The 10,846-nt window shown below is 45.5% G+C and carries 8 protein-coding genes and 2 pseudogenes; 8 read left to right on the forward strand and 2 right to left on the reverse strand.

All coding sequences use genetic code 11. The annotated features are described in order from the left end of the window. The 5 genes and pseudogenes from IQ224_RS17450 to IQ224_RS17470 form a co-directional block, all read left to right on the forward strand. Positions 1-560: pseudogene (locus IQ224_RS17450) on the forward strand (photosystem II q(b) protein); the annotation flags it as partial. 378 nt (positions 561-938) lie between these two features. Continuing rightward, entirely contained in the window at positions 939-1,070 is a 132-nt protein-coding gene (locus IQ224_RS24685; protein ID WP_255527476.1) for a hypothetical protein, read from the forward strand. After that, positions 1,036-1,450, forward strand: a pseudogene (locus tag IQ224_RS24305) (IS1 family transposase); the annotation flags it as partial. The gene IQ224_RS24685 and the pseudogene IQ224_RS24305, both read left to right, overlap by 35 nt. A 484-nt stretch (positions 1,451-1,934) precedes the next feature. After that, positions 1,935-2,414, forward strand: coding sequence for a hypothetical protein (locus IQ224_RS17465; protein ID WP_002735718.1), 480 nt, complete (start codon positions 1,935-1,937; stop codon positions 2,412-2,414). 219 nt (positions 2,415-2,633) lie between these two features. Beyond that, complete coding sequence (locus IQ224_RS17470; protein WP_002744226.1) at positions 2,634-4,286, forward strand: acetolactate synthase large subunit; 1,653 nt, start codon at positions 2,634-2,636, stop codon at positions 4,284-4,286. A 124-nt stretch (positions 4,287-4,410) separates the two neighbouring features. On the opposite strand, the gene IQ224_RS17475 is transcribed toward IQ224_RS17470, so the two are convergent. Beyond that, entirely contained in the window at positions 4,411-5,655 is a 1,245-nt protein-coding gene (locus IQ224_RS17475) for a DUF4912 domain-containing protein (protein WP_002744224.1), read from the reverse strand. Positions 5,656-6,056: 401 nt separating this feature from the next. Here IQ224_RS17475 and IQ224_RS17480 point away from each other — a divergent pair, with 401 nt between their 5' ends. Beyond that, positions 6,057-7,394, forward strand: coding sequence for a histidine phosphatase family protein (locus IQ224_RS17480; RefSeq protein ID WP_194033282.1), 1,338 nt, complete (start codon positions 6,057-6,059; stop codon positions 7,392-7,394). Positions 7,395-7,583: 189 nt separating this feature from the next. Here the strand turns inward: IQ224_RS17480 and crtD are convergent, their stop codons facing one another. Next, positions 7,584-9,095: a C-3',4' desaturase CrtD gene (gene crtD / locus IQ224_RS17485; RefSeq protein WP_002744220.1), complete on the reverse strand. Its 1,512-nt coding sequence runs from the start codon at positions 9,093-9,095 to the stop codon at positions 7,584-7,586. 408 nt (positions 9,096-9,503) lie between these two features. On the opposite strand from crtD, the gene IQ224_RS17490 reads away from it, so the two are divergent. After that, positions 9,504-10,025 (forward strand): hypothetical protein, encoded by a 522-nt coding sequence (locus IQ224_RS17490; protein ID WP_002736927.1) that lies wholly within the window; start codon positions 9,504-9,506, stop codon positions 10,023-10,025. A 70-nt stretch (positions 10,026-10,095) separates the two neighbouring features. Next, a complete protein-coding gene (gene nblR / locus IQ224_RS17495) occupies positions 10,096-10,785 on the forward strand; it encodes a response regulator transcription factor NblR (RefSeq protein WP_002744217.1) in 690 nt (229 codons plus the stop codon). Positions 10,786-10,846 lie beyond the last annotated feature (61 nt).

Below are 10,846 nucleotides of genomic sequence, written 5' to 3' on the forward strand. Positions count from 1 at the left end.
GAATCTCTGGAACCTTTAACTTTATGTTCGTGTTCCAAGCAGAACATAACATTCTGATGCACCCCTTCCATATGTTAGGTGTTGCTGGTGTGTTCGGCGGTTCCTTGTTCAGTGCAATGCACGGTTCCCTAGTAACTTCTTCTTTAGTGCGTGAAACCACTGAAATCGAATCTCAGAACTACGGTTACAAATTCGGTCAAGAAGAAGAAACCTACAATATCGTTGCCGCTCACGGTTACTTCGGACGTTTAATCTTCCAATACGCTTCTTTCAACAATAGCCGTTCTCTGCACTTCTTCTTAGGTGCATGGCCGGTAATCGGTATCTGGTTTACGGCAATGGGTGTTAGCACCATGGCGTTTAACCTCAACGGTTTCAACTTCAACCAGTCGATTCTCGATTCTCAAGGTCGTGTAATTGGTACTTGGGCCGATGTGCTGAACCGCGCTGGTATCGGTATGGAAGTAATGCACGAGCGCAACGCTCACAACTTCCCCTTAGACTTAGCTAGTGGTGAACAGGCTCCTGTAGCTCTGACCGCTCCTGCTATCAATGGTTAATTCCTAGTCTGAACGAAAAGGCACTCCTGCGAGGGGGTGCTTTTTTGTTGTTAGAATTGGGGAACGGGGTACAATGAAAAGGGAATTCTCTAGGCGAAAATATGGCTACAGGCATTGATATTAGCGAATTTATTGTTGCTAGTCCAGATATTTGTAATGCCCGTCTCCGGATTGCGGGAACTAGAATCACGATTTAAAGTTTAGTCATGGATCATAAAACGGGAATGAGTGCCGAAGCGATCGCTAGTTAAATCTGGCTCAAATTTATAGCGCTCTAGCGTATTATCACGCGAATAAAGAACGGATAGAAGCCGATACCGATGCTTACCGAGCGGATTGTGAAGACTGGGAATCCCGATATCGAGCCGGTGAATTGTAATGAGTCAAATCCGTCTCTACTTTGATGAAGATGCGGGTCAACGCTCGGTCGTGCAAGCTTTGCGGAATCTGAAGATTGATGTAATTACCACTTGGGAAGACGATAAAGGTTTATATTTGGCTGGCAATTGATAGAAAGACAAGGGAAATTATTGGTTGCTATGCGCGGAGATAGGAGTCGTCAATCAGCAAAAAAACTTTGGGGCCAGTTTACCCGGTGTTTACCGACAATGCGCTGTTGCTTACACAGACTTTTGGGAGTCCTATAAGACAGTAATTCCTAGTAAACGTCATCGGGCAGTAGGTAAAGAAACTGGTCAAACTAATCCTATTGAAAGATTAAATAATACCTTTTGACAAAGGATTTCTCGGCTGGTGAGAGAGAGTCTATCTTTCTCTAAAAAAATGGAGAATCACGTTGGGGAACTGTTTGGTATTTTATCCATGACTACAATGCACAGCAAAGCAAAGGATTAAGCCGCCATCACTACTACCGAATCACCACCGTATAGAGAACACCAATGACAGCCTAAGGGTTGGAAACTCCCTAATCCGATAAACTGTATCCTCGATCACGTTTATGAACGCTTGAGCAAACTCAACTGCTTCAGCCTATTTATTCATTGAGGGTCTGAGCATGAAATAGATACCTAATGGCTAAATCAGCCGTATAGTCCCAATCCCTTGCAGAAGTCCCAATCCTAGACAATTGTATCAAACTCTGACAGGAGAAAAACTTGACGACGGCGGGAATAGCTGACCTCAGTCGTTGGGGACGATAGGCATCGGAGGCTATTTGGTTATCTCTTTAGTCTAGCGATCACTCCGACTTGATACGTTATGACAGCAAATTAAATAGAGCATTCATTCGATCGCACTCAAGCGCGGGACTTCTGCTGACGCTAAGTTAAAATTATAAAAAGCCCACACTCCCAGAAAGCCATTTATTTTTTACAATGGAAGATTACCTGGATTATTTTTGCGGGGGGGCGATCGGTGATTCTCAATTTTTCCCTAAGGATTGTAGCGGCCAAAGGCAGACTATTCTGTAAGTTTTCACTCTACAAAACCTATCGGGTGGTCAGTAGCGCCCCCGTCGATGTCCTCTGGCAAAAATTAATCAATGTGGCCGATGTCTCTTGGCATCCTTTGATTGCCAAGGCTGATGTTCCCCTGGGTTTAATCGCTAAACCGGGGTTAATATATCAAGCTGTCACCCGTCTGACTCCCATTCCTATCCGGGTTTTCGTGGAAAATGTCCGCCCTGGGGAACTCCTCAGCCTCAGAGTTCTCGCTATCCCCGGCATGGAACAGAAAATGACCTACCAAGTAGAATCAACCCTCTGTGGTACTTATATTTCCTATTCTGTCACCCTGCGCGGTTGGCTGTCCCCGTTTATCTGGTGGTTAAGTCGTCCCTATCTAGCCAAAGTCGCCGCCCAACTAGCTCACGCCGCCGAAGAATTAACGGCCTAAAAAAAATTCTCCCCAATTGTGCTAATAAATAATCTGCCAAGGGTCAAGATTTAAGTCACAATGGTATATGGATAGACTTAAACAAAATTTTAGTCAGCTACATTGGTACATATAGTCTACTGATATCATCCCGACGAGTTGAGCGCAACAACCTCAATCCGCCGGGATGAACTATCTCTAGAGACTTTACTGATGAAGTAAGCTCTACAGGAGGGAACTATGGGGGAATTAAACACAGCCGAACTTCTAGTTAAATGTCTAGAGAATGAAGGGGTCGAGTATATTTTTGGGCTACCCGGGGAAGAAAACCTCGATGTTTTGGAAGCCCTAAAAAACTCCTCGATCAAATTTATCACCACCCGTCACGAACAGGGCGCCGCTTTTATGGCCGATGTCTATGGACGCTTAACGGGAAAAGCGGGGGTTTGTCTCTCCACCTTAGGACCGGGGGCGACTAACCTAATGACAGGGGTAGCCGATGCTAACCTCGATGGGGCGCCCTTGGTGGCTATCACTGGCCAGGTGGGAACAGATCGGATGCACATTGAATCCCATCAATACCTGGATCTGGTGGCCATGTTCGCCCCAGTGACGAAATGGAATAAACAAATCGTGCGGCCGGGTATCACCCCAGAAGTGGTACGGAGAGCCTTTAAAACCGCCCAAAGTGAGAAACCGGGGGCAGTTCATATCGATCTTCCCGAAAATATCGCCGCTATGGCTGCCGATGGTAGTCCTTTGCCCCTCGATAGTCAGGAAAAAGTTTACGCTTCCTATCGGACTTTGAACATGGCGGCGGCGGTGATTTCTAAAGCGAAAAATCCCTTGATTTTGGCGGGAAATGGGGCAATTCGCGCTAATGCTAGTGAGGCTTTAACGGAATTCGCCACGGCCTTGAATATACCTGTGGCTAACACTTTTATGGGTAAGGGGGTGATTCCCTATACCCATCCTCTGGCTCTTTGGGCGGTAGGATTACAGCAACGGGATTTGATTAGTTGTGCCTTCGATCGCAGTGATTTAATTATCGCTGTTGGTTACGATTTAATCGAGTATTCGCCGAAAAAATGGAATCCAGACGGGAAATTACCGATTATTCACATCGGCATGACTCCAGCGGAAATTGACAGCAGTTATGCTCCGGTGGTGGAAGTGGTGGGTGATATCACCGATTCTCTCATCGATATCCTCAAACGGGCCGATCGCCAGAATAAACCAACTCCTGTCACCGCGGGATTAAAGACGGAAATTCGGGCCGATTACGAAACCTATGCCAATGATACGGGTTTTCCGATCAAGCCACAAAAATTGATCTACGATCTGCGTCAGGTAATGGGACCGGAAGATATCGCTATTTGTGACGTGGGCGCTCATAAAATGTGGATGGCCCGCCATTATCACTCCGATTGTCCTAATACTTGCATTATTTCTAACGGTTTCGCCGCTATGGGTATTGCTATCCCTGGTGCGATCGCCGCTAAGTTAGTTCATCCCGATAAGCGCATTGTGGCGGTGACGGGAGACGGCGGTTTTATGATGAATTGTCAGGAATTGGAGACAGCTTTGCGGGTGGGAACTCCCTTCGTCACTCTCATCTTTAATGATGGCGGTTACGGTTTAATCGAATGGAAGCAGTTAAACTATTTTGGGACATCTTCTTTTATTAAGTTTGGTAATCCCGATTTTGTTAAATTTGCCGAAAGTATGGGATTAAAAGGCTATCGGGTGGAATCTACTCAGGATTTGATCCCGACACTAGAGGAGGCTTTCCGGCAAGAGGTGCCTACGGTGATCGATGTTCCCGTCGATTACGGTGAAAATCTGCGTCTTTCCCAAAAATCGGGCGATCTAAGCTGTCAGATTTGGGAATAGAAGTTGATAGCGGCAAGCAACCCCCTCGGTAGCTTGCCGTTATCTTCTCGAAAAAAATCCCCTAACTGAATCTCAGTTAGGGGGAAGTAATTAGGTTGGCTTTGGTAACGTTAGAAAACCCGATCTAGAATAACCATTCTAGAACCGCCTCATCTTTAGTGTTGGTATTGCGAGAGGGGGTTTCCCGGGTAAATTTCATGTGGATAGAACGATTTTGTTCACCATCGGCGGCCACGGCCATAATTGGATAATCGATTAAACCATCTTGGAAGGACATCTGATAGCGGAAAGTGCCATCGGGATTGAGTTTAATCGGACGACCACCGATAGTTACGGTGGCATCGGGTTCGGTGGCACCATAGACGATTAATTCTGCATCGGCAACTAACCAGAATTTGCGCGGACGTTGTAGGGTTTCCGAAGCACCCATACCGATACCAGAAGCAGTCATCCCGATACCGGAAGCGGTTAGTCCCGATACCGTGGGAACTGCCCACATACCAACCCCGGAGGGGAATACATAAGAACTGATCACTTCCGACATCGGTACGGAACCAGCGACGTGCTGCATGGAACCAAACAAGGAACCAGCCACCCGTAGGGCCTCGATATCGCCGACACTCTCGAAAATTTGGTCGTAGATAGGGCTTCCGGTGGTTCCGGTGCTGCTGTCGTAGCGTTTGCTGGGGGGAACGAGTTCGTAAACAGTTTTACCCACCAGTTCTTCTTCCCAGTTAACGGTGACAAAAATATCTTCAATCCAGTCGGAAGGATAGACGGGAGGAATCCGCACTAAAGGAGAACGGGCCAAAACTAACCAACGTCCATCAGCACAACGATAACCGATATCGATAACATAATCTCGATCGCTGACCGGAATCGGTAAGTACCATTCCCGGGCCAATTCATCACAGAGATATTCTTGGACGCTATGCGCGCCTTGGCTATTGATATCGATATCGGTGACATCATAAAGACGCAGGGCTAACTGTTGTCCTCCTTGACGACGGAGATCTTCTTTTGATTCGTTGGGGATATCCCAGTAAGCATAGGCCCACTGAGGATCGCGAGGTAGGAGGGTAATGCGATTTTCCCCGTAGCCACCGGGCAGATCTCCTAAACCATCATCCACTGAACCTAGAATATCTTCGATCGGGTTAGCTTGACCTAATTCAAATTTTGCTGCTTCCACTGGTTTTTCCTCTTTAATAATAGATTTAAAATTGCCGCTTACTCCCATAGCTTGGGTAATTGCCTCGATTAATTGCGTTTTCCGCATCCGACTGTAACGAGAGATGCTGTATTGACTGGCAACTCGTCGTAGTTGCCGCAAGGTCATCTCATCTAAGGGGGGGTATTCTGGAACCATGAGTTGACGCTCTCCGATTAGTTACGACGGCAAATGTTTTTGGGCATTTGCAAAAGCAGTGATCTGGGTAATCCTTCAACTACTCATCGATTGCTTTGTGAACAAGAGACCCACTCGATGGGGATCAAGGGAATCGCTTGTTATAAATACCTATTAAACAGCAAGATTCCGATTTTGACCAAGTACATTGTCATGGTTTCTTGATAAAACCGCCAAACCCTTGATCCCAAAGAGATTGTTATATCAGGAAGTTTTGATATGCTGTGCTGCCTTGAAACTGTAGGCGATATTTTAGTACAAGTAAACTATAATAATTACTGATTACTGATCACTGATTTGTACTCCGATCCCGATCGCCTGTAATCTGATATTGAGACTTTTAGTTAAGGAGACTGAACCGCTTGGCTACTCGTGTGATTATTGTTCGTCATGGACAAAGCAGTTATAACGCAGAGCAGAAAATACAAGGTCGCAGTGATGGCTCGGTTTTGACGGAAAAAGGGCATCTGGACGCGGAAAAAGTAGGAAATGCCCTCAGTCAAATCGATATCGCCGCTTTTTACTGTAGTCCTCTCCAAAGAGCCAAATCTACTGCTGAGGTGATTCAGTCTCGTTTAAATCACTCTCCCGTCATTCAACCCACTTCGCAGTTACTAGAAATCGATCTGCCTATCTGGGAAAATATGGTCAAAGAGGAGGTAAAAGCTCAATACCCCCAAGAATATCGGGATTGGCACCAAAAACCTCATGAATTTAAGATGATACTGCCCGATGGTCAAGAACATTATCCCGTTCTCTCCCTCTATCAACAAGCGCAGGATTTTTGGCGAGAAATTATTCCCCAACACGAGGGCCAAACTATCCTCATTGTTGCCCATAACGGCATTAATCGCTGTTTAATCCTCAGTGCCATCGGTATTCCAGTTTCCTTATACCATTCCCTACAACAATCTAACTGTTGCGTTAATGTTCTCAATTTTACGGGTGATTTTGGTGATCCTGTCCAGGTGGAATCCCTCAATCAAACGGCACACTTAGGGATAGCTTTACCCCCACCGCGTCCTCCTTTGCAAGGATCTAGGCTGCTGCTTGTGCGTCACGGAGAAACCCAATGGAATCGGGATAAACGTTTTCAAGGTGTGCGCGATATTCCTCTCAATGATAATGGCAAAGCTCAAGCTGAGAAAGCCGCCGAATTTCTGCGAGAAACGGCGATCGATCACGCTGTCACCAGTCCTTTGTCCCGTCCCAAGGAAACTGCCCAAATTATCCTGCAATATCATCCCAATGTCACCTTAGATACCCAAGTAGAGCTGACAGAAATCTGTCACGGACTTTGGGAAGGTAAATTAGAGGAGGAAATTGAAGCGAGTTTCCCCGGGATGTTAGAAGACTGGAAAAATGCCCCAGAAACCGTGCAAATGCCGGAAGGGGAGAATTTACAGGAAGTTTGGGATCGAGCGATCGCTTGTTGGCAGCAAATCGTTAAAACCTATAGTAATAGCGATAGTCCTAAGACAATTATGGTAGTAGCTCACGATGCCATTAATAAGGTGATTCTTTGTTATTTATTGGGTTTAAAACCCGCTAATTTCTGGAATATTAAACAGGGAAATGGCGCGGTTAGTGTGATCGATTATCCCAAAGGAGTTGACTCTCAACCAGTCCTGCAAGCAATTAATATTACCTCTCATCTAGGAGCGGGAATACTCGATCGCACGGCAGCTGGCGCTTTATAACAGTTATCAGTTATCAGTTATCAGTTATCAGTATTCAGAAGATTGCTTTTATTTATTCTTCCCAATTCATAATTCATAATTACGGCTAACTAGAAGCTAAGTACCTAAGCAAAATTAATTACACATTTCGATAAAGCTTTTGCCTATTGCCTATTGCCTATTGCCTCTTGCCTATCTTCACTAGGAAATTTATTTTGCACGACTACTTAATTGATTCTCAATCTGTCTAACTACCGTGAGTGCCGAATAGCTGACTCCGGCAGTGCCTTCTCCCGGATGGGTGGAATCTCCCACCAACCAAAGATGGGGGATCGGAGTGCGCGTCGCTACTCCAAAAGGGCCAAAAGTGGACAATCTTTGACCAATACCGCCGACAATGCCCTGATTTCGCCCCGTAAACCGTTCAAAAGTGCGAGGTGTAGCTGATTCGATGTGAACGATGTGATCAGGACTAAGATGGAAATAATTACCGAGACGATTGATCGCCTCTTGGGTGTATGCTGCTTTTAATTGCTGATAATTATCTTCTCCTTTTTGCCACCAAAGACTGGTATCGGTGAAGGAAGAAGCAATAATCGTCGCTTTTCCCACTGGAGCGCGGCCATCTCCTTCTTTACTCACGGAAACAAACAAAGAGTTATTTTCGCCGATTATGCCATCGTAATCGTAGAGGAATTGCAAATGGGGAGGACAATCGGGGGGAATAGCAGCGCGATCGACTCCTAAGTAAACCACAAAAGCACCGGATGCGGGGGGAAGTTTTTCGATTCTCCGGTGATAAAGACTGGGAATGGCTTCGCGATCGATTAATTGTGGTAAATTTTGGATCGGGATATTAGCGACAATCTCATCGGCCATTTCTGGATATATTTGACCATTTTTTTGATTTCTGACGATAATTCCCGTGGCTTTTCCCTTTTCTGTCAGTATTTTTTCCACTGTGTGGCGCATTTGCAATTTACCGCCGTATTTTTCCAAAGCTGTTACTAGGCGATCGCTTAATACTTGCATACTACCCTGAAGGTGGGATAAACCTTGGGGAGACTGAGAAACTGCTAAAGCGGTGGCGGCATAAAGTAAAGCGGTTTCATCGGCAGTAACTTGGGAATAAAGCTTTAACTGGAGATCCAGAAAGGTTTTTAGGCGTTTATCCCTCTCTAAGCCGTATAATCGCAGAGCATCGCCCACAGTCATCAAAGTAAAGGGGAAGGTAATGGCAGTATCTACACGCAAAGCGGCGATTAATTGCCCTAAATCCCACCAGTTGCGCGGGGGTAAAACTGGATCGCGACTTTGAAAACGCCAACTTGCTTGAAAGAGTTTTTGTAATAATTGCCAAAAAGGTTCGCTGCCCGGAAATTGTTTTTGTCTTTCCTCTTGCCACTTTTGCCGATCGCGCCAGACATTGATCGGAGTGGTTTCCCCCGGCAGAAAAACGGCACAGGCGGGATCGCAGGGGACAGAATCGGGTAAATCTATCCCTAATTCGGCAAAAATGCGCTGATGAATGCCCCCTACTTCTAATCCTGCCACTTGAGTTGCCCCCACGTCAAAAGTAAAACCCCGACGGGAAAAAGTCGAGGCACAACCCCCGGGGACAAGCGCCTGATCATATACTGTGACTTGATAACCTCGACGCGCCAATAATGCCGCCGCCGTTAGTCCGCCAATCCCTGCACCAATAACGGTAATTTGCGTCATTTTCTTAACAATTATGGCTCTTCTAGAGTAGTTATGATATGTTAGCAGAAAATAATCGACGCAAGCCTTGCCAAGTAAGGCTCACCAGAATTCAAAAAAGCAATTTTAATAAAAAAAGCTTTTTGCTTTGTTGGATTCCAGGCTATTTAGGGTTTGCTGAAAAAGTTTCTCGTGGGGGCAGGGTGTGGGGTGTAGGGTGTAGGGTGTAGGGTTTTACCCATTTTCATGTGGTCAATTACCTAATTTTCAGGGAAAAAGTACCTGAATTTTACCCCCGATCACTCCGATAGCCAGTACTTTTTGATTTCCCAAAAGTCTAAAAGTCTTACCCAACAAGGTTTTTAGATTTATTCAGCAAGCTCTATTTAAGGGTTTAGGCTCATTTAAACTACTAATTAAGGAAACTCTATGAACCAAGAATCCCTCGCTTTTAAGGACGGGAGTGTCAATACCTTAGTGATTTGTACTGGTTTTCATGATTCTAGATTGACGGAGGATTTTTTAGGACATCTGGGGAGCAAATCGGTCAAATTACGCTCCTATATTATTATTTCTCCTTTTTCTTGCTTAAATGAAGCTTTTTTACCCGGAGAAGACCTAACCTTGATTGGGTTTAGTGCGGGGGTGGTAAATGCGATCGCTTTAGCCTATTATTGGCAAGCTCAAGGGGTGAAAATTCGAGCTTTAATGGCTCTGGACGGGTGGGGAGTGCCATTAATCGGTAATTTTCCCATTTATCGCCTTAGTCATGATTATTTTACCCATTGGAGTTCCTGTTTATTGGGTAGCGGTGGAGAAAATTTTTATGCGGATCCCCCTGTAGATCATCTTAGCCTCTGGTCGTCCCCCGATCGAGTGACCGGTTGGTCTGTCAATGGTAATTTTGTCCAACGCACCACAGCGTTAACTTTTTTATCTAAAATCGGTTAGGCAAGAATGAATTAAGTATAATTGGCCAGTCGCCTCCCTATCTTTCCTATTTCTTTACCGCTGCCGACTAATGAGTACACCAGTTCTGAGTTCTTCGATTCTCTTGGTGGGAATTGAGGAGAATATCGCTAAACTAGCTAGTGCGAACTTGCAAGAAGCAGGTTATCGTCCCCTGATTGTGCCTAGCATTGATAGCGCTTTCCCAGAAGTGGAAAGTTGGCAGCCAGCGATGATTATACTCGATCGCCTCCTCGCGGCGGAGGCCGGTGTAAAGTTTTGTCGTCGTTTACGTTCCCAGGGAAGTCGCGTTTATATTATTTTATTAGTATCTCAAGAAACCCTAGAAGAACGTCTCGCCTGTTTGGAAGCGGGAGCCGACGATTATTTTCTCAAACCCTATAATTCGCAATCTTTCCTCAAATTAATCCGTTTTTACCTGCAACCGATGGAAACTATCCCCGAACAATTGCGCTTCGGTGACTTAGTATTGGATTTAGCCACTCGTCGTCTCTCCTATAAGAACAAAAATATTGAGTTGACGATGAAGGAATTTGAACTGCTCCGCTACCTGATGATTCACCCGAAAGAAGTATTATCAAGGGATCAAATTCTCGAAAATGTCTGGGGAGATGAATTTCAAGGAGAATCAAACGTTATTGAGGTATATATTCGCTATTTACGCCTGAAAATGGAAGCTGGTGGTCAAAAACGCCTCATTCATACCGTGCGCGGTGTCGGCTACGTTTTACGCGAATCTTAACAGGAGATAGGAGATTGCTTTTATTTAATCTCCCTACACCCCACACCCTACACCCCACACC

The organism is Microcystis sp. LEGE 00066 (assembly GCF_015207925.1).
Taxonomy (GTDB): domain Bacteria; phylum Cyanobacteriota; class Cyanobacteriia; order Cyanobacteriales; family Microcystaceae; genus Microcystis; species Microcystis ichthyoblabe_A.

Coding starts and splice junctions, on each gene's coding strand:
- IQ224_RS24685 (WP_255527476.1), top strand. CDS start 939: ATGAGTCAAATCCGTCTCTACTTTGATGAAGATGCGGGTCAACGCTCG.
- IQ224_RS17470 (WP_002744226.1), top strand. CDS start 2,634: ATGGGGGAATTAAACACAGCCGAACTTCTAGTTAAATGTCTAGAGAAT.
- IQ224_RS17475 (WP_002744224.1), bottom strand. CDS start 5,655: ATGGTTCCAGAATACCCCCCCTTAGATGAGATGACCTTGCGGCAACTA.
- crtD (WP_002744220.1), bottom strand. CDS start 9,095: ATGACGCAAATTACCGTTATTGGTGCAGGGATTGGCGGACTAACGGCG.
- IQ224_RS17490 (WP_002736927.1), top strand. CDS start 9,504: ATGAACCAAGAATCCCTCGCTTTTAAGGACGGGAGTGTCAATACCTTA.
- nblR (WP_002744217.1), top strand. CDS start 10,096: ATGAGTACACCAGTTCTGAGTTCTTCGATTCTCTTGGTGGGAATTGAG.